Source organism: Serratia sp. Res13-Sevr-LER1-36-b, assembly GCF_015673035.1.
In the GTDB taxonomy this organism is placed as follows: Bacteria; Pseudomonadota; Gammaproteobacteria; order Enterobacterales; family Enterobacteriaceae; genus Chania; species Chania fonticola_C.
The window spans coordinates 528,430-552,492 of the sequence record NZ_JADACK010000020.1 but is presented as its reverse complement, the minus strand read 5'-3'; the positions used below and the strand labels follow the sequence as shown (position 1 = coordinate 552,492).

Here is a 24,063-nt window from a genome sequence, read left to right as displayed (position 1 = left end):
GACTGCTCACCTCATCACAGCGTGTCCTGTGGTTGTTTTTCAGTTAAGGCCAGCAGGGCGTCGAGGGTATGTCCGAGATCGCCATTGTTATCCAGCAGGTGGCAGCCAATCGGTAGGGTCTGCTGATAGTCAGCCGCCCGCGCCAGCCGTTGCTCGATCTGTATCGCGTTTTCCCGCCCGCGCTGTTCCAGCCTTTTACGCAACACCGGTGGGGATACCTGTAGGCAGACCGGCAGCAGTTGGGCACCGTAGCGTTGTAGCGCCTGTGGCAGATGAGCGCGGGATCCGTTGACCACCACGTCGATCCCTTGCAATAACCACAGATCGACCTCGATACCAAAGGCGTAATGGTGTTCGTGCGCCTGCCAGTCCAGGGCGAATAATCCTTTGGCGCGGCGGCGCAGAAACTCCTGTTCGCTCAGGGCGATATGGTTCTCGCAGCCAGCATTGGCCGGGCGGGTGATGTAACGGTGCGCCACCAGCGGCCCGGCACCGGTGGCGGCCCGTAACCGTTCGAGCAGGCTGTCCTTGCCTGCTCCGGACGGGCCCATCAGGTAGATGAGATAGGCCATCAGAACACCTGCTTGCCCTGTCGCCAGACGTTTTGCACGTAGATATGCTCGCCGTGCGGCCTGGCTAATACCAGATCGGCGCGCAACCCCTCGGCGATCAGGCCACGATCCTTCAAGCCCAACGCCCGTGCAGGGTTGCGGGTGATCAGTTGTACCGCCTGCGGCAGGCTGAACGCGTTGCGATCGTCGTTTGCCAGACGAAACGCCGCATCCAACAGGCTGGCAGGGTAATAATCGGAAGAGAGGATATCCAGCACGCCAAGGGCCGCTAGATGATGTGCCGCAACGTTGCCGGAGTGTGAGCCCCCGCGCACGATATTCGGCGCGCCCATCAGCACCTGCAAACCTTGCTGATGTGAAGCCTGGGCTGCCGCTTCGGTGGTCGGGAATTCGGCAATCACACTGCCTAGCGCACTGGATTCGCTGACGTGTTCGGCGGTGGCGTCGTCGTGGCTGGCCAGGGCGATATTGCGTGCCCGGCAGTGGGCGGCGATCGCCTCGCGGTTCGGTGTTGCCCAGCGTTCGGACAGACCGATCTGCTCCACCTCAAACTCGCTCATCTGCTGGTCATTGAGGTGATATTTTCCCTGGTAGTATTCACGGTATTTCTCACGGGAAGCGAACTGTCGCTGGCCTGGTGAATGGTCCATCAGCGACACCAAGGACACGCCCGGTTTATCCATCAGCTGTTCGAACAGCGGCAGGGTGCTGCTATGGGGCAGCTCGCAGCGCAGGTGGAGCCGGTGTTCGGCCCGGTTCACTCCGGCTCGCTGGCTGTAGATCACCGCGTCGATCATTTTTTGCAGGTTTTCCAGCCGGTGCCCACCGTCGCGCACGTCACCGATCGCCACCGCATCCAGCACCGTGGTGATGCCGTTGGCGACCATCAGCGCGTCGTGGCTGCTCATGGCCGAATGCGCTGGCCAGTCCACGTTGGGGCGCGGAGTGAAAAACTTGTCCAGATTGTCGGTATGCAGTTCAATCAACCCAGGCAGCAACCAGCCGCCTTCACCATCCAGCGCCTGGGGTAGCTGGCTTGGGGTATCGGCAAAGTTGCGGATCACGCCATCGGTCATTTCCAGTGAACCTGCAACGATCTGGTGTTCCAGCACCAGCTTGACGTTATTGATAATCATGGCGTCTCCAGAACCTGTGGGGCCTGCATGGTATGTAAACGGTCTGCCACCTGCTGACGGGTGCTTTCGTCGTGGAAAATACCGACGATGGCTGCGCCACGCTGTTTGGCCTGTTCGATCAGGTTCACCACCGCCGCGCTGTTGCGGCTGTCGAGGGAGGCGGTAGGCTCGTCAAGCAGCAGGATGGGGTAATCCTTGATAAAGCCACGGGCGATATTCACCCGCTGTTGCTCACCACCGGAGAAGGTCGAAGGGGCCAATTGCCAGAGGCGCTGTGGCACGTTGAGCTGGCTGAGTAGGGCTTCGGCGCGTTCACGGCATTCGCTACGCTCAACGCCGGATTCCAGCAGCGGCTGCATCACCACTTCCAGCGCGCTGATGCGGGGTATCACCCGTAGAAACTGGCTGACCCATCCTATGGTGTGGCGGCGCACCGCCAGGATCTGACGAGCCTCGGCCTGAACCAGCTCCAGCCAGTCGTTTTGGTGATGGATCCAGATTTTGCCGCTGTCTGGCAGATAGTTGGCATACAGCGAGCGCAGCAGGGTGGATTTCCCGCTGCCGGAGTGGCCATGCAGCACCACGCATTCGCTGCTGTTGACGGTCAGGTTGGCATCCTGCAAAACCGGCAGGCGGGTGCCGTGCTGTTGGTGCAGGACAAAGGTTTTACTCAGGTGTTCAACCCGGATTTTAATTGTCATTATCTCACCTACGTTACGACAGAACCGAAGAGACCAGCAGTTGGGTGTACGGATGGTGCGGGTCGTCCAGCACCCGATCGGTCAGACCGCTTTCCACCACTTCACCTTCCTTCATCACCAGCAAACGGTGGGCCAGCAGGCGTGCGACCCCCAGATCGTGAGTGACGATCACCGCCGCCAGCTGCATTTCCACCACCAGATTGCGCAGCAGATCCAACAGGCGCGCCTGCACGGAAACGTCCAGCCCGCCGGTCGGCTCATCCATAAACACCAGCTTGGGATGGGTCACCAGATTGCGGGCGATCTGCAAGCGCTGCTGCATACCGCCGGAGAAGGTGGTGGGCAGATCATCCAGACGAGAAACCGGGATCTCCACGTCTTCCAGCCACTGTCTGGCCTGCTGGCGAATATCACCGTAATGGCGCTGGCCGATCGCCATCAGGCGCTCACCGATGTTGCCACCGGCAGACACCTGTGGCCGCAGACCATCGAGCGGATGCTGATGGACCACTCCCCAGTCGGTGCGCAACAGGCGGCGGCGATCGCTTTCTGCCATCGCGTACAGATCCTGCTGTTTCCCAGGTTGTGGGCGGTAAAGGATCTGCCCCTGCTGCGGGGCCAGCCGGGCGGAGATCGACTTGAGCAGCGTGGTTTTACCCGAGCCGGATTCGCCGACGATGCCCAGCACTTCACCGGGATAAATATCGAATGACACGTTGCTGAAACCCTTGCCCGGCGCGTAAAGGTGGGTGAGGTTGTCGACCGTCAGCAACGGCGTGGCACTCAATGGAGCGGAAGTCATCAGTGCGATACCTCTTGGTTGAGTTGTTGCTGGCAGAAATCGGTGTCTGAGCAGACGAACATTCGGCTGCCCTGGTCGTCGAGTACCACCTCATCCAGATAGCTGTGGCGTGAACCGCATAGAGCGCAAGGTTCTTCCCACTGCTGCACGCTGAACGGATGGTCGTCAAAGTCCAGGCTTTCCACCTTGGTAAACGGCGGCAGGGCGTAAATGCGTTTTTCACGCCCGGCCCCGAACAACTGCAATGCGGGCATCATGTGCATCTTCGGGTTATCGAATTTTGGGATCGGCGAAGGGTCCATCACATAGCGATCGTTAACCTTCACCGGATAGGCATAGGTGGTGGCAATATGGCCGTAGCGGGCGATATCTTCATACAGCTTCACCTGCATCACGCCGTACTCTTCCAGCGCGTGCATCTTGCGCGTCTCGGTCTCACGCGGTTCGATAAAGCGCAGTGGCTCGGGGATGGGCACCTGATAAATCAGGATTTGATCCGCCTGTAAGGGTGTTTCCGGAATACGGTGGCGGGTCTGGATCAGCGTGGCCTCTGGCGTGCGCTCGGTGGTAGCAACCCCGGCTACGCGCTGGAAGAAACGGCGGATAGAGACTGCGTTGGTGGTGTCGTCGGCACCCTGGTCGATAACCTTTAGCACGTCGGCACGGCCAATGATGCTGGCGGTGATCTGGATGCCACCGGTGCCCCAACCATAAGGCATCGGCATCTCACGGCCACCAAACGGCACCTGATAGCCGGGGATCGCCACCGCCTTGAGGATGGCGCGGCGGATCATGCGCTTGGTTTGTTCATCCAGATAACCGAGGTTATAGCCGGTCAATACTTCACTCATGGCGGTTCTCCTGAAGAGCGGCAAATTCCTGCTGCAGGCGTTTGAGCAGCTCCAGTTCAGCCTGGAAATCGACGTAGTGCGGCAGCTTGAGGTGGGAGACAAAACCGGCGGCCTCTACGTTATCGGCATGCGCCAGCACAAACTCTTCGTCCTGCGCCGGGCCTGCCACGGCTTCGCCGTACTCGGCGGTTTGCAGGGCGCGATCCACCAGCGCCATCGCCATGGCTTTACGTTCCGAGCGGCCAAACACCAGCCCATAGCCACGGGTGAAGTGCGGTGGGCGGTCCTGCGGGTCGACAAAACCGTTCACCATCTCGCACTCAGTCAGCAGGATCTCGCCGATATCGACGGCGAAACCCAACTCTTCCGGCACGATCTCCACGGTAACGTAACCGCTGCGGATCTCTCCAGCGAACGGATGGTTACGGCCATAGCCGCGCTGGGTGGAGTAGCTCAGTGCCAACAGAAAGCCCTCATCGCCACGCACCAGTTGCTGTAAGCGCGCCGAGCGGGAGCAGGGATAGACCGGCGGGTTGCGGGTAATATCGTCCGGAGTGCTGCCGTCATCTTCTTCTGCCAGCGCCAACCGTTGCTGATTAAGCAGGTCGAACACGTGGGCGCAGCTTTCTGGTAGCGGCTCATCGGCCTGTGGTGCCGGAGGTGTTTCACCGTTGGCCAACAGCGCAAAATCCAGCAGGCGGTGGGTATAGTCGTAGGTCGGGCCGAGCACCTGGCCGCCAGGCAAGTCTTTGTAAACCGCTGAGATGCGCCGCTCAAGCCGCATGTTCTCGCTAGCCAGCGGTTCGCTGACGGCCAGGCGCGGCAGGGTGGTACGATAGGCGCGCAGTAGGAAAATAGCCTCTACCAGATCGCCGCTGGCCTGCTTGATGGCCAGTGCAGCCAGTTGGCGATCGTAAATACCGCCCTCCGTCATTACCCGGTCAACCGCCAGGCCAAGCTGCTCACCGATTTGCTCTGCACTGAGCGCTGGGACAGTTTCGTCACCCCGGCGCAGATTTTCCTGTAGTTGATGGGCAGCCTCGATGGCCTTTTCGCCCCCTTTCACCGCAACGTACATCAGCACTCCTCCACGCGGGTGGTTCTTGGTAGCGCCATCAGGCGCTCACCGCAGGTCAAGATAATGTCCAGACCCAGCGGGAAGCGCTGAGGCCGTTCGAGTAGATAAGCCCGTAGTGCAGCTGGCAACGGCGGGGAGATTTCCCGTTGTTTTTCAATGCCGGGGCCGGAAAGGCGCAGTGTGTGGCTGCCTGCCAATGCGGCAATTTGCACTACCAACGTGGCACCGAACTCCGGTGAGACTTCACTGCCGTGGGGTAAAGCGCTCAGCTCGGCAGGCCGTAACTGGTCATCCCATACCGCCAGATGGATATCTTCCTGCCGGGTAGCCAGTGGAGCACCGGTATGAAAACGGATGTTAGTTAGCACTTGCTCACTTTTGAGGTCGGCACAGAGCTGAAGCGGGGTTTCCTGATCCGCCAGCGTCAGTATCACGGCGGTGCTGGCGGCGTTCAGCGCACCCCATGTCGGGCAACCAGGCAGTTCAACAATCACGCCAGGTTCACTCAACGCCTTTAAAATCAAACGGAAAGCAGACTGGGATTGCTCAATCGGCTGGTCAAAACCGGCTAATAACGTCATGGTTTAATCCCCTCGCACCAGCGTAAAGAAGTCTACCCGGCTGGCAGCTACGGCACGGGCGCGCAGTTGGCGCTGCTCCTGTTGCAGTGCGGCCAGGGGCTCGATCAGTTGAAGCTGTAGCAATTCATGGTTAGCGGGTTGTTGTAGCAAGGCGTCGATCAGCGCACAGAGTTCGGCATGCTCTTTGTCACGCCCGGTTACGTAGCTGTAGCCTTGGGCACCGTTTTCCAACTGCACCACGGCGCGGGTTACGGTCATATCGCCCAACACAAAGCGGCGGCCGGTCGCTCCCATCCGTCCTAGCAGCTGTGTCAGGCCAATCTCAGGGGCGCGCAGGCGCTGGTAGCTTGGGTTGAGGTTCAGCGCCTGCCAGTGGCTGCGCAACTGGGCGGGTTGGCTATGCGCCAGGACCGACATCCAGCGTTGTCTCTGCTGTAAGGATTGCATTCAGTGCTCCATCGTCAGTTCGATCATGTCGGCGCGCGCCAGGCTGACGGAGTATTCCGCCACCAAATCGCTGCCGATACAGGTATTTAGGGTGCGCACGCATAGCAAGGGGGCATGGGTGGCGATCTCCAGCAGGCGGCTCTCTTTGGCCTGGGCACGTCGTGCGCTGATGCGGGTTTGGCGGCGGGTCAGCGGCTGGTGGATCTGCTGTTGGATAAACTCATGCAGCGAACCGCTGTGGAACTGTTGTAAGGCGGGCCACCAGTCCAGATCGGGCAGATAGTGGTCGATCACGCTGAGAGGAACGCCGTTCACCCGGCGCAGGGTGCGTAAGTGGATAATAGTTTCCCCCTCTTCACGGTTGAGCGCGCTGGCGATATGCCCATTACACGGGCGTAAAACAGCAAGTAAGCGCTCACTGGTGGGATGGCTGCCCTGCTCGAACAGGTTCTGGCTGAAGCGGGTGTTGGCGTGCAGCGGATAGTTATACGGGCGTAGCAGCACCAGAATGCCGATGCCGTGGCGGCGCTGCAGCCAACCGCGTTCTACCAGCTCGTCTACGGCGCGGCGCAGCGTGTGGCGATTGACCTCAAAACGCTCGGCAAGCTGTTGTTCTGATGGCAGATAATCTCCACAGCGGTATTGACTGCACAGCTCCTGCTCCAGCTGGGCGGCGATCTGCTGATATCGGGTGGAATAACTGGTCGGATGTCTAGATAAGTGCGTCATAGCTAATACCTCGGCACTTCGGTTGAGGGAGAAAGCGAAAAAGCGGCGATAGCATTCATGATCGGCACTCGGTAACAAAGTTGGGCTAATGTTGCCGGGGGCAGATGACAATCAGGTGACGTGCAGGTGGCGAACTGATGAACTATTTGGGACAGGGAGATGATGGTGTGGGGGGTTAGGACGGGGTGATATTTTGAAAGGGAAGAAGGGGTGCAGCGTACGCTGCACCAAACGGACAAACTAACGCAACTTATGCACCACCTGATTAGCGCTACCGCGCCAGATCAGCGCCGGGTCTTTTAAATCCTGCACAAACTTGCCGTCTATCAACACGTTAATCCGATCGACGATCTGCATCTGCTCGTTATCCAGTTCATCCAGCTTATAACCGGTCCACAGCCAGATATCTTTGCCGGGGCATTCGGCGTGTACTCGCTTGACCAACTGCAATACGGCGGCGACGTTGGCCGGGTGCAGCGGATCGCCACCGGACAGCGACAACCCTTGGCGTGGAATACGCGTGTCGTTGAGATCGGAAATGATTTGGTCTTCCATCTGCTGGGTAAACGGCAGGCCGGAGTTCAACCGCCAGGTGCTTTTGTTATAGCAACCGGGGCATTGGTGCACGCAGCCTGCGACAAACAGCGTGCAGCGGGTGCCGGGGCCGTTGACCACGTCGATAGGATAATACTGGTGAAAATTCATAGTATTGCGTTCTTTTATATTGCCCCTCACCCCAACCCTCTCCCACAGGGAGAGGGAGCTGGTACGGTGCGGTGGTCAGGTATGGAAGTCACCTGTGACGCATCCACTCATCTCAAGCCTCTCCTTTAGTAAGAGGGAACTGGCCCGATGTTGTGCTTAGATGCAGAAGTTAATCTGTAGCTAGACTATGTTGAGGATGAATGCTGTCGTTAAGAGTGGCACATTCGGTCCCCTCTCCCTGTGGGAGAGGGGTAGGGTGAGGGGTCATTCGCTATAGTTAGCCGATCTGCCCATTGCCCAGGTGTTTCACCCGGCGTTTCACCTCTTCCTGCTTACCGGCGTTGAACGGCCGGGCATCCGGGCTGCCCAGATAGCCACACACGCGGCGGGTCACCGACACTTTTGCCGAATCATGGTTGCCACATTTCGGGCAGGTGAAGCCCTTGCTGGTGCAGGAGAACTCACCGGTGTAGCCACACTCGTAGCATTCATCGATCGGCGTGTTGGTGCCGTAATAAGGCACGCGGGTGTAGCTGTAATCCCACACGTCTTCCAGCGCCTTCAGGTTGTGCTGCAGGTTTGGGTATTCGCCGTAACAGATGAAACCGCCGTTGGCCAAAGGTGGATACGGTGCCTCGAAGTCCAGCTTGTCGTACGGGTTAACCTTTTTCTCCACGTCGAGGTGGAAACTGTTGGTGTAATAACCCTTGTCTGTCACCCCAGCGACTACGCCAAACTCGCTGGTATCCAGGCGGCAGAAGCGATCGCACAGGTTCTCACTTGGTGTGCTGTATAGGCTGAAGCCGTAGCCGGTTTCTTCTTTCCAGCTTTCGGTGGCGTTTTTCAGGCGCTCAACGATGGCGACAGCTTTGGCGCGCAGTTTCTCGTCGTCGTACACGTGTTTTTCTGCGCCAAACAGTGCATTGATGGTTTCATGCACGCCGATGTAGCCCAGCGAAATCGAGGCGCGGCCGTTCTTGAAGATCTCCGCGATATTGTCGTCGGCTTTCAACCTTACGCCGCAGGCTCCTTCCATATACAGGATCGGTGCCACGCGGGCCTTGATGCCTTCCAGGCGGGCAATGCGTGTCATCAGGGCTTTCTTGGCCAGCAGTAGACGCTCATCCAGCAACTGCCAGAAGCGCTCTTCGTTACCCTGAGCTTCCAGAGCAATACGCGGCAGGTTCAGGCTGATCACGCCGATATTGTTGCGGCCATCGTGGATTTGCTCGCCGTTCTCTTCATAGGTGCCAAGGAAGCTGCGGCAACCCATCGGCGTTTTAAACGAACCGGTGACCTTGACCACCTGATCGTAATTGAGAATGTCCGGATACATGCGTTTGCTGGCACATTCCAATGCCAGCTGTTTGATGTCGTAGTTGGCGTCACCAAATTTGTGATTCAGGCCGTCGCGGATAGCGAAGACCAGTTTCGGGAACACGGCGGTTTTACGGTTTTTACCCAGCCCGGCGATGCGATTTTTCAGGATCGACTGCTGGATCATGCGCGATTCCCAACTGGTGCCCAGGCCGAAACCGAAGGTGACAAACGGCGTCTGGCCGTTGGCGGTGTGCAGGGTATTGACTTCGTATTCCAGAGACTGGAAGGCGTCGTAGCACTCTTTCTCGGTGCGGGTCATCGCATAGCCAGCCACGTCAGGGATCTGCCACTGCTGCGCTACCTGCTGATGCTTGCGGAAGCTCTCGGTAACGAAGGGGGCCAGGATCTCATCGATGCGGTTGATGGTGGTGCCGCCATAAATATGGCTGGCGACCTGGGCGATGATCTGCGCGGTCACGGCGGTGGCGGTGGAAATTGACTTTGGCGGCTCGATCTCGGCGTTACCCATCTTGAAGCCGTTGGTCAGCATGCCTTTCAGATCGATCAGCATACAGTTGAACATCGGGAAGAACGGTGAGTAGTCGAGATCGTGATAGTGGATTTCGCCGCGCTCATGCGCCAACACCACGTCGCGCGGCAGGATATGCTGTTTGGCGTAGTGCTTGGCAACGATACCGGCCAGCAGATCGCGCTGGGTAGGGATCACCTTGCTGTCTTTATTGGCGTTCTCATTGAGCAGCGCGACGTTGCTTTGTTCCACCAGACCACGAATTTCCTGATTCAACCGCCCTCGCAGCTCACGCGAGACGTCACGATCGTGGCGATATTCGATGTAGGTACGTGCCAGTTGCTTATACGGGCCAGACATCAGCTGGTTTTCTACCGCCTGCTGGATTTCGTGGATGTCGACACGCGGTCGGTTTTCCATCTGTTGAGCGACCACGCGGGCGACGGTAGCACAGTAGTCGGCATCGACAACTTCAGCGGCCAAAGCGGCCCGCTCGATGGCCTGCTTGATCAGCATCTCGTCAAAAGATACCTGGCAACCGTCCCGTTTAATCACTACTGGTTTCACGTTGTAACTCCTGTCCCCATGGGGGAGCGTCGGCTTATCCACAGGGCAAAACCGCAGGGCGCAAGGGCTGCGGAGGGTGTGGATGATATTGTGGATAACTACTACATATAGGTGATTGAATCTCTATGGGCACTATATATGGGTGTGGTGCCGATTTTTTTGACGTGGGTCAAAGAATGGGGGGAGCAGTTTGAACCCTGTACAGTTACCCGTTACAGGAATATTTGTAACCCTTGCTATCAGCGGCTTGAATGGAAAATGCCGATTATCCGAAAGATTGTTAAAGCGTGATTGCGATCGCATCAAGCAGAAGGGCGACGAAAATGCGCCAGTAAAAAATCGACCCAGACGCGCACCCGTGGCGGCAGATCTGCCGAGGCATAGTAGAGCCAGATTTGCGTGGGTTTTGGCCAGTGATCTTGCAGCACTGGCAGCAAGGTTCCCTGGGTAAAATGTTGTTCCACATACCAGCGCGACAGGCAAGCTATGCCCAGCCCGGCCAGCGCGGAATCTAGCAACATCTCCGGGCTGTTGGCAGTCAGTCGGCCATGCAGATCCAGCGTTTTGTGTGCCAGTGGCCATTTTACATTACGCCCGGTGGCCGGATTGCGGTGCAGCAGGCAGCTATGTTGCAGCAGATCTTCCGGCACCAGCGGTGTGCCATGTTGGGCAAGGTAACCGGGGGCGGCAACCAATAGCATCTGCATCGGGTAGAGCGGGCGTGCTACCAGCCGGCTATCGGGATCGACCTGGCTGCCGATGCCCACATCAAAGCCTTCACCGACCAGGTTCACCACCCGGGCATCTAGCGACAGATCCAGATCGATCATCGGGTAGCGTTGTAAAAACTCAGGGATCAGCGGCATCAGTACCTGGCGGCCAAAGCCAGGGATCATGCTGACGCGTACGCTACCGGCAGGAGGGAGTTGTGCGCCCCCGGCCAGCTCCAGCGTGGCGGTCAGCGCTTGCCATAGCGGTGCTACCTGTTCCAGCAGGGCTTTGCCTTCGTCAGTCAGCACCACGCTGTGGGTGTTGCGTTGGAACAGCCGCAACGCCAGCTTCTCTTCCAGCACGCGGATATTTTTGCTGATCGCTGCCGGGGTCACGCCCAGTTGCCGTGCAGCAGCGGAGAAGTTTTGTGTCTGAGCGGCGCTGAGAAACGCCGGTAACAGGCGGTGCACGTCAATCGGCAGCGACATAGTGGTTGATACTTTAGGTTGAAGTTAATGTGCCTGTTTACAGACTACACCGGAAACGGAGTAAATGAAAAAATGGCTTACTTTCGATAAACAAGGATTTCCCCATGTCGCGTATTTTAGTGTTGGCCGCTCACCGTTTCCCTGACGACTCCCGTATCAATAAAGCGCTGATCGAGGCGCTGCGTCCTTTACCTAACGTCACCGTGCATGAACTGATGCGCGTTTACCCTGACTACCAGATTGATGTGGCCCGCGAGCAGGAACTGTTGCAGGCGCACGATGTGGTGGTGATGCTGTTTCCGTTCTATTGGTACAGCTCACCGGCGATCCTCAGCGAATGGCAGGATGCGGTATTAACCCATGGTTTCGCCTATGGCAGCGAAGGTACCCAACTGCAGGGTAAGCCTTTGCAACTGGTGGTCAGCACCGGGGGCAACGCGCAGGCCTATTCACCGGCAGGGTATAACCGCTATCCGGTGGCCGACCTGCTGCGGCCGTTTAACGCCGTCGCTAACCTGACTGGCATGGATTACCTGCCGCCACACCTGGTGCAGGGCGTATTTGATATGAGCGATGAAGTGTTGGCTCAGGAAGTGACGAAGGTAGTGAAACTGGTACAGAGTTTTTAAGTTCGGGGACATCGTGAACACTTAACACCGAAGTTTGCTGCTCGGTGGTAAGTGTGGCCCCCGCTTGATGACTAGCTCGGGCTACTCCCTCTCCCTTTGGGAGAGGGTTGAGGGTGAGGGGCCGTATTACAGAATACCCGCGCCGATTGGGAACAGCGGATCGACAGAATCGTGCGGCACGTCCTCTTTCTGGTCCAGCACCGCCTGCCAGCTGGATGGCAGCTCAAACGGTAATTTACCCTGTGCCTTGCTCTTGCCGGTGATCACATCCAGCACCGCCTCATCGGATGCGCCGAAGTTGGCCAGCAGTACGTCGGTTTTATCCACGATGTTGGTCAGGATTGCCGGGCGATCGAGGTAAACGGAAATCACCGTTGGAATGTTGAGCGCCTTCACCTGTTTGATCAACTGATAGTCTTCACTGCCGCTGTAAGTGCCAGCTTTCTGATCCAGCACCACGGTATCGGCATCGTCAAAGCCCAGTTGGCCGAAGTTGACCGAAACGCCAAACGGGTAGTGCGGATCGTTCTGATGCGGTGTATCTACTCGCAGGATGGCGATCTCTGCCTCCTCCGGCGTAGCGACGACTTCCAACCCATAGCGTGCCGCCACGGTAGCGTTGACGTTATGCAGGAACACCTTCTTGCCGCTCAGCGCCAATGGCAACAGGGAGTTATTATTCTGCAACAGGATCTGCGCACGGCGCTGTGCATCATCCCCTTTCTGCTGGAACTCCGCGTTGCCGACAATTTTCACCGCTTTGGCTTCGTCCACGTAAGGTTTCTCAAACAGCCCCAGCTCAAACTTCTGCTGCAAAATACGCGTGACGGAAGCGTCGATAGTGGCGATCGGCAGCTGTTGTTGGTTGATGGCTTCTATCAGATCGCTGGGATCGCTGGTACCACCGAACTGATCGATCCCGGCTTCCACCGCTTTCACTACACGTTCCTGGCGGGTGAGGTTCTCAACGCCCCACGACATGCCGATCCCGGCAGCCCAAGGCGAGACTCCGGCGGCGATGTCGGCATCGCTGATACCGGTGGCGCATTTACCTTCGCAGCTTTCCAGGATGCCCCAGTCACTCAGCACTACGCCGGTGAAGCCAAAGCGGCCACGCAGCATCTCGGTCAACACCTGCTTATTAAAGCCAAAACCCACTTCTTCAATCAGCTGATCCTTGTACCACAGGTTGATCGGTTGGCCGTAATAGGGCATCACCGAGGCCACATTGGCGGCAAACGCCCCTTCAAACGGTACCAGGTGGTATTCCAGATTCTCACCTGGGTAAACCTGCTCTTTGCCAAAGATGTTGTGTGGATCCAACCCGCCAAGCTGTGGACCGCCACCGGCAAAGTGTTTTACCACGGTGATGACGCTGTCTTGGGTCAAGCCTTTATCACCATGCTGGAAGCCTTCGATATAGGCTTGTACCTGGCGTTTGGCGAGCTGGTTATCCTCACCAAAGGTACCGTTGATACGGCCCCAGCGCGGTTCGGTGGCAAGGTCGGCCTGCGGTGATAACGCCATATGGATGCCAACGGCCCGGTATTCCTGACGGGCAATATCACCAAAGGTTTTGGACAGTGCCGTATCATCGATTGCCGCCAGGCCGAGCGGTTCCGGCCATTGTGAGAAACTGCCTGCCGCGACGCTGGTGGCATTAGGATCGTTAACGAAGTGGTTGCGCGGGTCGGTACTGATGGTCACCGGAATACCGAGGCGAGACTTCTCGGCCATTTCCTGCAGCGCATTGTTATCGGCGGAAATATGCTGTGGATCGCCTGCCATACGGGTAATGAAGGTGTTGACGAAGCGTTGGTTAACATCTTCTTCGGCGGCGCTGATATCGACGCGGCCAGCACCATCGAGGCCAATGGTACCATGCATCATGGCACCGGCTTTTTCTTCCACGTTCATGCGGGCGGTCAGGTCGCGGGCGCGGGTGGCGCTATCAAGACGCCAGTCTTCATAAGGGTCTAGCTGGCCGTTTTTATTCAGATCTTTAAATTTCAGCCCGTCGACGGTAAGCGTGGGAATATTTCTGCTCTCCAGCTCCGCCTGATTGCTCGGAGTAATCTTGGTGTCATTATTGTCACAGCCGGTCAATCCGGCGGCAAATAAACCACTGACTATAAATATCGACTTCCTTTTGATGGTCATAAAAATGCTCCATTTCACGAGAGGTAAAAAGGCCGATGGGAAAAATCAGTCTGGTGGTTTATTTAAAAATAGTTATATTTATTATGTATTTATTGTTTTAATATAATTTTTTCCTATTATTACATGTTTTTTTTACAGCGTGAAATAAATCTATTTACGATTTGAGATATCCTTCACATTTTGATTTGGATGCAGATCTTTTCACGCCTGAAATAGCGTAATGATGATTTAGGCAGAAATTTAGGGAAGTTAAGTGAAAGCAAGAATAATTGTACTGGGTGACTTATTTATTCGGGGAATAATAAAGGTCAGTTACTTGGTGTTAAATATATGATTCAACGGCAGGGCGTCGCGGTGTGATCCGCTGCTTGTTGGCCCCTGCCTGGCGCTGAGTAACAGAGAAAGTGTTCCCAGCGCCAATTTCATTGTTCGATCCATGCAAAATTATTGTTTTTAAAACAATTATGTATAGATTTTAGCAAACAACTCCCGGTGACCAATCAGGACTCCAGCAGCCACCAACTCGCTTCGAAAGGCCGCAAAACTCCGGCCCGTGGCTGCTCTACAGCATCCATATAGTTGCTGATCAGTGGGCGCCACAGTTCAGAAAATTCAACGCCTGCGGCATCCCATGCCAACGGTTCGCGGCTCAGGTTCGCAACGACCAGCAACCGTTGCCCATTCCAGCTACGTTGATAGCACCACAATGCCGGGTGAGCCGGGGCCAGATCCTGATAGTCACCGTGAGTCAGCAGCGGATACTGCTTGCGCAGGGCGATCAGATGGCGATAAGCGTAAAACACCGAATCCCGATCGGCCAATGCCGCCGTGGCATTAATCTGCGGGTAGTTCTCTGCACAGGCGATCCACGGCGTACCGGTGGTGAAGCCAGCGTGGGTTGTTGCGTCCCACTGCATCGGCGTACGGCCATTGTCCCGTGATTTGTTGGCCAGAATAGCCAACAGTTCGTCTTCGTTTCTTCCCTGAGCCTGCAGTTCGGCGTACATATTCAGGCTTTCCACATCGCGATAGCTTTCGATCTGCTGGAAGCCCGGATTGGTCATGCCGATCTCTTCACCCTGATAGATATACGGCGTGCCCTGCATACCGTGCAGCACCATCGCCAGCATCTTGGCAGCGGTGACTCGTAGCTCGCCCTCGTCGCCAAAGCGCGAAACGATGCGCGGCTGGTCGTGATTACACCAGAACAGCGCGTTCCAGGCGCGGTTATGCATGCCTTGCTGCCAGTGGTGGAAAATCTGCTTCAGTTCGACGTAATCCGGCGCGGCCAACGTCCATTTCTGCCCGTTGGCATAGTCCACTTTCAGGTGGTGGAAGTTGAAGGTCATCGACAGCTCGGCACCGCTTTGCGCCGCATACTGCTGGCAATGCTCTAGCGAGGTTGAAGACATCTCGCCCACGGTCATCAGGCCGCGTGGCTGGAACACGTCGCGGCTCATCTCCTGCAAAAACTCGTGAATGCGCGGGCCGTCGGTGTAGAAACGGCGGCCATCGCCCTGGCTATCGCTTGGGAAGTCCTGCTGCTTGGACACCAGGTTGATTACGTCAAGACGCAGCCCATCCACGCCTTTGTCTGCCCAGAACTGGCACACTTTTTTCAGTTCTTCGCGCACCGGCGGGTGTTCCCAGTTCAGGTCGGCCTGCTCGGTAGCAAACAGGTGCAGGTAGTATTGGCCGCTGTCGGCGTGCCATTGCCAGGCGTTGCCGCCAAACTTGGAACGCCAGTTGTTGGGCAGGGCATCACCTTCGCCATCGCGCCAGATGTAGAACTGGCGTCGCGGGCTGGCAGGATCCTGCGCAGCCTTAAACCACGGATGCTCGGTGGAGGTGTGGTTAAACACCATATCCATCACGATACGGATACTGCGCTGGTGGGCCTGCGCCACCAGGTGTTCGAAGTCGGCCATGGTGCCGTAAGCCGGATCGATGGCGCAGTAATCGGCGACGTCGTAGCCATTATCGACCTGAGGCGAGACATAGACCGGCGTTAGCCAGATGGCATCGACGCCCAGCTCTTGCAAATAGTCCAGCCGTTGGGTCACCCCGGCCAGATCGCCATAGCCGTTACCGGTGCTGTCCTGGAAGCTCTTCGGATAGATTTGATAAATAACGCCGTTCTGCCACCAGGGAATTACATTGCTCATAAAAAAATACCTTTCAGTTTAAACCGGTAACTCGCCGCGGCTGGCTTTGCGTTTGTAAACCATCATGGTCAGCAGCAGCGGGATCACCACGGCCACCAGGATGGCTACCGAGTAGATCAGCCAGAACTGCGGTTGGATAGACAGGATGCCAGGCAGGCCGCCCACGCCGATGCCGTTAGCCATCACGCCGGTCAGGCCACAAATCAAGCCTGCGAAGGCGGAGCCGATCATCGCGCACAGCATAGGGAAGCGATATTTCAGGTTGATACCGTACATGGCTGGCTCGGTCACGCCGAGATAGGCGGAGATAGCGGCCGGTACGGAAATCTCACGTTCGTTGGCCTTGCGGCTGACGATGATGATGCCCAGCACCGCCGAGGCCTGCGCAATATTGGACAGGGCAATCAGTGGCCAGACTGGGGTGCCGCCCATGCTTTGGATCATCTGCATATCGATCGCCAGCGTGGTCTGATGCACCCCGGTGATCACCAACGGTGCATACAGGAAGCCAAACAGTGCCGCGCCGATCGGGGCGAAACTGCCGGTCATCACCCACTTCACCGCCCAGGCTACGCCATCGCCGATCATGCGGCCAAACGGACCGATCAGCGTGTGTGCCAAGAACACGGCCAGCAGCAGAGAAACCACCGGCACCACCACCAGATACAGATAATCCGGCACGATCTTTTTTAGACGGGTTTCGATCCAGCCCAGCGCCATACCGGCGAGGATCGACGGGATCACCTGTGCCTGATAGCCCACTTTCTCAATGGTGAACCAGCCAAAGTTCCATACTTCCGGCACTTGCTGGCCGAGCAGGTAGGAGTTCATCAACTGCGGGGAGACCAGGGTGATCCCCATCACGATGCCGAGCACCGGGGTACCGCCCATCTTCTTCACCGTTGACCAACAGATGGCCACCGGCAGGAACATAAAGATGGCTTCGCCCAACAGCCACAGGAAGTCGTAAATGGTTTTCCAGGCTGGGTGCATTTGGGCCAGCGTTTGGCCGCCGGACATCGGGATATCGCCGATCACGTTGCGGAAACCCAAGATCAAACCGCCGCTGATTAACGCTGGCAGCAGTGGGAAGAAGATCTCGGCGAAGTGGGAGATGCCGCGTTCGAACCAGGTCATGTTTTGGCGAGCGGCCAGCTTGGCCTGCTCCTTATCAGCTTCGTTGATGCCGGTGGTGGCAATTAACGCCTGATAGTAATCACCAACTTCGGGGCCAATCACCACCTGGAACTGCCCGGCGTTGGTGAAGCAGCCTTTGACCATGCGCAACTGCTCAATCTCTTTCGGCTTGGCCTTGGCGGGATCGTTAAGAACGAAACGCAGGCGGGTAATGCAGTGGCTGACGGTGGCGATATTCTCGCGGCCACCCACCAGCACGATCAGGCGATCGATGTCCTGCTGCTGAACTTTGCTCATTATGGCACCTTTGTTATCAGTGAGGCTCAGAGGTATTGATGTTTTTAAGCTTAGTCACTTGGCCGTGGTTATTAAATGGGAACGTTCCCAACTTGCGGTAAGGATCACAAAACGAACAACAAAGCTTCAGGTAGCGTCACAACGAATTCTGGCTACGATACGAAGGGAGCACCGCATGGTGCACCCGTCGTCAGGCAAGTTTGCAGGGGATAATGATTTGGCGGATGCTCAGTTCACCACTCAACTGGCCCAGCAGCTGAAGGGCCGCCTGCTGCCCAGCGGTGCCATAGCCCAACTCAACGGAAAATGTCTCTGGGAACAAAAAGTTGAGCATCGGAGTGTTACCGATGGCGCACACCTGGATTGGCGTAATCTGTTGCTGTTGCAGGTACTTCATCGCACCTAGCGCGATGGTATCAGAGGCACATACCAGCGCGGTGGTTTGTGGTTCAATCACGTTGGCGGCCTGTTGGAAACCGCTCTGATAGCTCAGTTCTCCCAGTGCCACGACCGGCGAGATCTTCTGTTCGCGACAGGTATCCAGATAGGCCTGATGGCGACGCATCCCGGTAGTGGCATCGGATTCTTGTACGCCAAGGTAGCTGATATGGCTATGACCCTGCTTGCGTAAGCGCTGCATCAGCAGTTTCACGGCACCTTCATCGTCATAACAAACCGAGGAGATCCCCGGATATTCGCGGGCGACCACCACCATCTTTTCCTGCCACGGTTTGAGCATGGCGCCAGTCAGGCCGGTAAAACCGAACAGGATCACGCCGTCGACGTTACGCTGGCGCAGTACGTTGAGGTGCTCCTCTACCAGCCGGGTCTCAAACTGGCTTTCCATCACGATCGGATCGAAGCCCTGCTGATACAGCAGCGGCAGCATGGTGCGCACGGCCTGATTTTCCGAAGGGGAATCCAGACGGGAAACGATAATGGCGACCACTTTGTCGCTCTGGCCGCGCATGGCACGCGCCGATTTTGATGGGGTAAACCCCTGGCTGCGGATCACCGCCTCCACCCGTTCACGGGTTTGCGGGCTTACGCTGCCTTCGTTATTCATCACGCGTGAGACGGTAGACTTGCCTACCCCGCTCAGGCGGGCGATATCCTTGATTGTCAGCCGGTTTTGCATGGTTTACTTATCGTTTAGGTTATGAGGCTTAAACTTACAACATCCCACTTATGCTCGCTACCATAGCGCATTTTAACGCGCGGATCTTGGTGCGCAGCCCATAGTGTTGCAAAACGGAATGGCCGCCTTTGCCGTTCCCACTTTTTCTTTACCGGAGGTAAATCCCTGAATGGATCCTGATCCGAGCCCCGACACTACTCATTCGGTTCCCCGGTAAAACCTCTACGCTCTGCGTTGCTGTTTTACCGGTTTAGGTAAGCAGCGGCACTTGTTCGATAGTTCGCCTCTGTTGTGATTGAAAATCAGTGATCTGCTCCGGCGGAGGATTTTTGGCGCGTCCGAAAATCGTGCCAGCGGGCCGATCCGCCGTTCACCCACTGCCGTGAGGCGCTGGGCAATGAGGTGCGAACGATGAAATTTAAACAAATCCCCCGTCGGCTGCTGGGTCTGCTCAGCCGTAATTTGCCACGCCGCCTGGTACGGCGTGATGCGCTGTTGGAAAGCGTCAGTGGATCGGCGCAAGAGCTGCCTGCCGGTTTGGCGCAACAACGCCTGGAATGTGCCGCCGCCAGCGCGATGCAGCTGTATGAGCGTTTCAACAGCCACCCGGAAGGCATCACCGAGCAGGAAGCAGAAACCGCACGCGGCCAGTTTGGCAGCAACACCATCGAAAACCAGCTGGCCGAAAGTTGGTGGAAGCATTTGTGGCACTGCTACAGCAACCCCTTCAACCTGCTGTTGACCGTACTGGGGCTGATTTCCTATGCCACCGAAGATCTGATTGCCGCGCTGGTAATTGGGCTGATGGTGCTGATCTCCACGCTGCTGCACTTTATTCAGGAAGCCCGCTCCAACAAGGCGGCGGATGCGCTGAAGGCGATGGTCAGCAACACCGCAACGGTGTACCGCAGCGACGCGCATACCGGTAAAAGCGAGCATAGCGAGCTGCCGATCTCACAGCTGGTGCCTGGCGATATCATCAAGCTATCGGCTGGGGATATGATCCCGGCGGATCTGCGGTTGCTCTCTGCCAAAGATCTGTTTATCAGCCAGGCAGCGCTGACCGGTGAATCGCTGCCGGTAGAAAAAGTGGCGGATCCCCGTGGCCAGGTGAGCGATCCGTTGGAGTGCCAAAACCTGTGTTTCATGGGCACCAACGTCGTCAGCGGTACCGCGCTGGCCATGGTGATCGGCACTGGCAGCGAAACCTACTTCGGCCAGTTGGCGCAGCGGGTGACCAGCCAGGATGAGCAACCCAACGCCTTCCAGGCTGGGATCAGCAAAGTGAGCTGGTTGTTGATCCGCTTCATGTTGGTGATGACGCCGATCGTGCTGCTGATTAACGGCTTCACCAAAGGCGACTGGTGGGAGGCGGCGCTGTTTGCGCTCTCGGTGGCCGTGGGGCTGACGCCGGAAATGTTGCCGATGATCGTCACCTCTACCTTGGCGAAAGGGGCAGTCAAGCTGTCGCGCCAGAAGGTGATCGTCAAACGTCTGGACGCGATCCAGAATTTTGGCGCGATGGATATTCTGTGCACCGATAAAACCGGCACGCTGACCCAGGATAAAATTGTGCTGGAGCGCCATACCGACGTGTTTGGTGCCAACAGTGAGCGGGTGCTGCGCTATGCCTGGCTGAACAGCTTTTACCAGACCGGGCTGAAAAACCTGCTGGATGTGGCAGTGCTGACCTGTGCCGACGAAAGCCAACAGCCGGACGCGTTGCAGCATTACCGCAAAGTGGACGAGATCCCGTTCGATTTCGAACGCCGCCGCATGTCAGTGGTGGTAGCGAAAGAGGCGCAGTACCACGAACTGATCTGCAAGGGCGCACTGGAAGAGATGCTGTCGATCTGTAGCCACGTGCGGCAGGAAGATGAGGTGATCCCGCTCAGCGAAGCGCTGCTGGCGCGCATCCGTCGTGTTACCGACGAGCTTAACCAGCAAGGGCTGCGCGTGGTGGCTGTGGCCAACAAAATCCTGCCGGCGACGGATCATGAGTATGGCGTGGCGGATGAGTCGGATCTGATCCTCGAAGGTTATATCGCCTTCCTCGATCCGCCGAAGGAGAGCACCGCACCGGCATTGGCTGCGCTGAAAAAGAATGGCGTGACCGTCAAAATCCTCACCGGTGACAACGAACTGGTCGCCGCCAAGGTGTGTAAGGACGTGGGGCTGGATGCGGAGCATATCCTGCGTGGCAGCGAGATCGAACTGATGGACGACGCCACGCTGGTAGCAGCGGCTGCGCGTACCACGGTGTTTGCCAAGCTGACGCCGCTGCACAAAGAACGCATCGTCCAACTGCTGCGTAAGCAGGGTCACGTGGTGGGCTTTATGGGCGACGGTATCAACGATGCCCCGGCGCTGCGCGCGGCGGATATCGGCATATCGGTGGACTCGGCGGTGGATATCGCCAAGGAAGCGGCGGATATTATCCTGTTGGAAAAAAGCCTGATGGTGCTGGAGCAGGGGGTGATCGAAGGCCGCCGTACTTTTGCCAACATGCTGAAATACATCAAGATGACCGCCAGCTCCAACTTCGGTAACGTCTTCAGCGTGCTGATCGCCAGCGCCTTTTTACCTTTCCTACCGATGTTACCGCTGCATCTGTTGATCCAGAACCTGCTGTACGATATTTCACAGATTGCCATTCCGTTCGATAACGTCGATGACGATCAGATCACCAGGCCACAGCGTTGGAACTCCGGCGATCTGGGGCGCTTTATGGTGTTCTTCGGGCCGATCAGCTCGATCTTCGACGTGCTGACCTTTGCCCTGATGTGGTACGTGTTCCAGGCTAATACGCCGGAAATGCAGACGCTGTTCCAGTCTGGCTGGTTTGTGGAAGGGCTGCTGTCGCAGACGCTGATCGTCCATATGATCCGTACGCGCAAAATTCCGTTTATTCAGAGTCGCCCATCTTGGCCGCTGTGTGTGATGACGTTGGCGGTGATCGCCGTCGGTATCGGCCTGACCTTCTCGCCGCTGGCTGGCTTCCTGCAGTTGCAGGCGTTGCCGCTGAGCTACTTCCCTTGGCTGGTGCTGATCCTGGCAGGCTATATGGTGCTGACCCAGTGTGTGAAAGGCTGGTTTGTCCGCCGGTATGGCTGGCAGTAGAGCGTTCTAGAGCTAGCTAAATGCAAATGCCCAACAAACATGTGTTTGTTGGGCATCATTATTTATTGGGGCATTACCAAGAAGCCGGGTTTACTTACCTTTGACTGCGATATCAACAGCTTCTTTAATTGAAGCTATTAACCCTATTTTATCATGACGCCCTATGCTTTTTGTGTAAATTGGGTTGTCCCAATCAATACCAGAGATTACATAAACGCTTAAATCATTGCTGCTATCATGGAATGTCACATCGACGAAAAAATTATTAGCATACTCCACTAGCAACACGTCCTGGTCAATATAGCTATTAGGATCATCAAAATTCGTTATGTATAACGTATCATCAGTGACTTTTCCACCTTTGAAATCAATTGTTGAACGGCTGATATTCATTTCATAAGCTCCTTAACTTTTTGCTCCGATATTGGGTGGGAGTGGATAACTCCCTGTGATTCTTTAACAACAACCCATTGAGTTTCCTTCCCATCATAAGCGCCAATTATATGGTCATACTGCTTAACTTTCCAATCAGGATGTGTTTTTGTTGTTTGGCCTGTGCTCCATACATCGATATCAATTCTAGGAATATTTACATCGGGCTTAAATTTAGCTTTGCCTTTGTTAGCTGTAGTTCTGACGATATCCTTCCAAGGTACTCCTTTCGGTGGATAGTGCTTGTGATTATGTACAACTGATTTTGGAGGCGCACTCAACATCACATAAATCGGCTCAACACCGCTTCCTGTGGCATCAGGCTGCCAATAGATGAAATCTCGCAGTCCTTTGATATCTTCCGCCGGGAAGGTGGTGGTGACGATACTGTCGGCCTGTTTTATTGTCGTCCCTGCATGCACTGGCGTGACTGGTATTGGTAAACTGTTTCCAGTATTGGAAGGTGCTGTTGGTCCAACTGGAACAGGATTAATCAGGATCGTCCGCGACGGCGCTCCAGCTACAGCCGGAAGCGTGATCTTATCTAGCCCGGTTTTTTCATCACGCACTGCCCTCAATACTGGCACGTTTGCAGATACGCCAGCTATGCCCGTTTTAACCAAGCTAACGTTTTGTCGCCCGTTCTCTGTTACCAGTAAACCACGCACGGGCAAGTTGACCGACGTCATTTCAGGAGTAATGTTGACTTTTCCTGCGGCAAACAGTTGGGCCTGAGCAGCAAACAGCTCCATGTCGCGGCCAAGAACCTGATCGCTGCCCAGCCCCACTTCCTTTGGCCAGAATCCGATAACCAGAGTACCAACTGTCGCTCCAAGCGTGCTGACGGTGGCTATCCTACTCAGTTCTGCGGCTCCTCTCCATAAGGCACCAGCGACCGAGCCTGCTAGTTCACTCGCCGTGGTTAGAACTCCCTCTGCGGCAGCTGTCAATTGTAGCATCCCTGGGGCACGATTCAGTACCATACCCCCGGCAGCAACAAGTGAAGCCTGAGCCGATTTAACCATTTCCTGCGTATATGTTGGAGTTGGATTCACGCCCGCACGGGTCATAAGTGCCGCTAGTTTCGCCTTGGCCTCTGCTTCTACCTCAGCCCTTGCCTTGGCTTCCTCTGTCAAACGGTTAACATTTTGTTCTTTTACTCGGACGTCACTTTCCAATAGAGGTAAAGCTTGTTTGTCCTTCTCAATTTGTTCTTGAATAGCTCGCTCTTCAGCAAGTTTTTCACCCATTTTTACTCTGTTTTCTTTTTTTTGTTGTGCTACCGACGAGGGCTTTTCGCGAGCATAGAAATGCTCTTCATTATTTAGCTTTAGGTATTCCTCATGAACACGTCTTTTCTTTATTTCATCACATAAAATTTGTTGGTTTTTTTGCTCGAGCTTAAGTTTGGCAAGAGTTAGTTGATATTTACTCTTTTCAAGTTCAGATGATGTGCTTTGACTTTTTATATTTTGTAATTCAATTTTTCGAATGTCTTCCGTGATGGTTTTTAGACCAGATTTAATATCTCTTTCAATGTTTGATAAGTATTGTATTTTCTCATCAGATTCCTTTCGTGAGATGTCTTTTGCTCCTTCACTGACTGGGACGATAACATCATCATCAAATATATCTGTTTTTGATTGGTTCATGTCAGATATTTTCTGATCCCAGAGATGAGGTTTTTCAGTTATCTTAGGAGTCGTTGGAGGTGGCCCGTGCCACGCAGTAACAGTAATGGTATCACCATTAATTTCACCTTTTTGCC

The 24,063-nt window shown here is 55.9% G+C and carries 20 protein-coding genes; 2 read left to right on the top strand and 18 right to left on the bottom strand.

The window, feature by feature from the left end; translation table 11 throughout:
- Positions 1-14: 14 nt before the first annotated feature.
- From phnN to IMQ33_RS16565, 12 genes are all read right to left on the bottom strand, one after another.
- Positions 15-572 (bottom strand): ribose 1,5-bisphosphokinase, encoded by a 558-nt coding sequence (gene phnN, locus IMQ33_RS16620; RefSeq protein ID WP_161712711.1) that lies wholly within the window; start codon positions 570-572, stop codon positions 15-17.
- A complete protein-coding gene (phnM, locus tag IMQ33_RS16615; RefSeq protein WP_196062136.1) occupies positions 572-1,708 on the bottom strand; it encodes an alpha-D-ribose 1-methylphosphonate 5-triphosphate diphosphatase in 1,137 nt (378 codons plus the stop codon). Before phnM ends, phnN begins: the two co-directional genes overlap by 1 nt.
- A complete protein-coding gene (gene phnL / locus IMQ33_RS16610) occupies positions 1,705-2,409 on the bottom strand; it encodes a phosphonate C-P lyase system protein PhnL (RefSeq protein WP_196062137.1) in 705 nt (234 codons plus the stop codon). Before phnL ends, phnM begins: the two co-directional genes overlap by 4 nt.
- A 13-nt stretch (positions 2,410-2,422) precedes the next feature.
- Positions 2,423-3,211 (bottom strand): phosphonate C-P lyase system protein PhnK, encoded by a 789-nt coding sequence (phnK, locus tag IMQ33_RS16605; RefSeq protein WP_161739911.1) that lies wholly within the window; start codon positions 3,209-3,211, stop codon positions 2,423-2,425.
- Positions 3,211-4,062: an alpha-D-ribose 1-methylphosphonate 5-phosphate C-P-lyase PhnJ gene (locus IMQ33_RS16600; protein WP_024529442.1), complete on the bottom strand. Its 852-nt coding sequence runs from the start codon at positions 4,060-4,062 to the stop codon at positions 3,211-3,213. Before IMQ33_RS16600 ends, phnK begins: the two co-directional genes overlap by 1 nt.
- Positions 4,055-5,140, bottom strand: a complete 1,086-nt coding sequence (locus IMQ33_RS16595) for a carbon-phosphorus lyase complex subunit PhnI (protein ID WP_196062138.1) — start codon at positions 5,138-5,140, stop codon at positions 4,055-4,057. The genes IMQ33_RS16600 and IMQ33_RS16595 overlap by 8 nt, the downstream gene beginning before the upstream one ends.
- Positions 5,140-5,721: a phosphonate C-P lyase system protein PhnH gene (gene phnH / locus IMQ33_RS16590; RefSeq protein WP_173409902.1), complete on the bottom strand. Its 582-nt coding sequence runs from the start codon at positions 5,719-5,721 to the stop codon at positions 5,140-5,142. Before phnH ends, IMQ33_RS16595 begins: the two co-directional genes overlap by 1 nt.
- Positions 5,722-5,724: 3 nt before the next feature.
- Positions 5,725-6,168, bottom strand: coding sequence for a phosphonate C-P lyase system protein PhnG (gene phnG, locus IMQ33_RS16585; protein ID WP_074028341.1), 444 nt, complete (start codon positions 6,166-6,168; stop codon positions 5,725-5,727).
- The gene (gene phnF, locus IMQ33_RS16580) at positions 6,169-6,897 is read right to left on the bottom strand and encodes a phosphonate metabolism transcriptional regulator PhnF (protein ID WP_196062139.1); all 729 of its coding nucleotides are present in this window, start codon (positions 6,895-6,897) and stop codon (positions 6,169-6,171) included.
- Between the two features lie 240 nt (positions 6,898-7,137).
- Complete coding sequence (gene nrdG / locus IMQ33_RS16575; RefSeq protein WP_196062140.1) at positions 7,138-7,602, bottom strand: anaerobic ribonucleoside-triphosphate reductase-activating protein; 465 nt, start codon at positions 7,600-7,602, stop codon at positions 7,138-7,140.
- 277 nt (positions 7,603-7,879) lie between these two features.
- The gene (gene nrdD, locus IMQ33_RS16570) at positions 7,880-10,018 is read right to left on the bottom strand and encodes an anaerobic ribonucleoside-triphosphate reductase (RefSeq protein ID WP_186529890.1); all 2,139 of its coding nucleotides are present in this window, start codon (positions 10,016-10,018) and stop codon (positions 7,880-7,882) included.
- Positions 10,019-10,320: 302 nt separating this feature from the next.
- Positions 10,321-11,217 carry a LysR family transcriptional regulator gene (locus IMQ33_RS16565; protein WP_196062141.1) on the bottom strand — a complete coding sequence of 299 codons (897 nt, stop codon included), beginning with the start codon at positions 11,215-11,217 and terminating at the stop codon, positions 10,321-10,323.
- 104 nt (positions 11,218-11,321) lie between these two features.
- Here IMQ33_RS16565 and IMQ33_RS16560 point away from each other — a divergent pair, with 104 nt between their 5' ends.
- Positions 11,322-11,846: an NAD(P)H-dependent oxidoreductase gene (locus IMQ33_RS16560; RefSeq protein ID WP_065684294.1), complete on the top strand. Its 525-nt coding sequence runs from the start codon at positions 11,322-11,324 to the stop codon at positions 11,844-11,846.
- A 126-nt stretch (positions 11,847-11,972) separates the two neighbouring features.
- Here IMQ33_RS16560 and IMQ33_RS16555 read toward each other — a convergent pair whose 3' ends face one another.
- From IMQ33_RS16555 to treR, 4 genes are all read right to left on the bottom strand, one after another.
- A complete protein-coding gene (locus IMQ33_RS16555; protein ID WP_196062142.1) occupies positions 11,973-14,006 on the bottom strand; it encodes a glycoside hydrolase family 3 N-terminal domain-containing protein in 2,034 nt (677 codons plus the stop codon).
- Between the two features lie 500 nt (positions 14,007-14,506).
- On the bottom strand, positions 14,507-16,171 hold the full coding sequence (gene treC, locus IMQ33_RS16550; RefSeq protein WP_161712720.1) for an alpha,alpha-phosphotrehalase: 1,665 nt from the start codon (positions 16,169-16,171) through the stop codon (positions 14,507-14,509).
- Positions 16,172-16,189: 18 nt separating this feature from the next.
- Entirely contained in the window at positions 16,190-17,605 is a 1,416-nt protein-coding gene (treB, locus tag IMQ33_RS16545; RefSeq protein WP_059199570.1) for a PTS trehalose transporter subunit IIBC, read from the bottom strand.
- Between the two features lie 190 nt (positions 17,606-17,795).
- The gene (treR, locus tag IMQ33_RS16540; protein ID WP_065684297.1) at positions 17,796-18,743 is read right to left on the bottom strand and encodes a trehalose operon repressor TreR; all 948 of its coding nucleotides are present in this window, start codon (positions 18,741-18,743) and stop codon (positions 17,796-17,798) included.
- A 411-nt stretch (positions 18,744-19,154) separates the two neighbouring features.
- Here treR and mgtA point away from each other — a divergent pair, with 411 nt between their 5' ends.
- On the top strand, positions 19,155-21,863 hold the full coding sequence (mgtA, locus tag IMQ33_RS16535; RefSeq protein ID WP_173409895.1) for a magnesium-translocating P-type ATPase: 2,709 nt from the start codon (positions 19,155-19,157) through the stop codon (positions 21,861-21,863).
- A 90-nt stretch (positions 21,864-21,953) separates the two neighbouring features.
- Here the strand turns inward: mgtA and IMQ33_RS16530 are convergent, their stop codons facing one another.
- Both IMQ33_RS16530 and IMQ33_RS26200 read right to left on the bottom strand, forming a co-directional pair.
- A complete protein-coding gene (locus IMQ33_RS16530; RefSeq protein WP_098928952.1) occupies positions 21,954-22,256 on the bottom strand; it encodes a hypothetical protein in 303 nt (100 codons plus the stop codon).
- On the bottom strand, positions 22,253-23,947 hold the full coding sequence (locus IMQ33_RS26200) for an S-type pyocin domain-containing protein (RefSeq protein ID WP_230326738.1): 1,695 nt from the start codon (positions 23,945-23,947) through the stop codon (positions 22,253-22,255). Before IMQ33_RS26200 ends, IMQ33_RS16530 begins: the two co-directional genes overlap by 4 nt.
- Positions 23,948-24,063 lie beyond the last annotated feature (116 nt).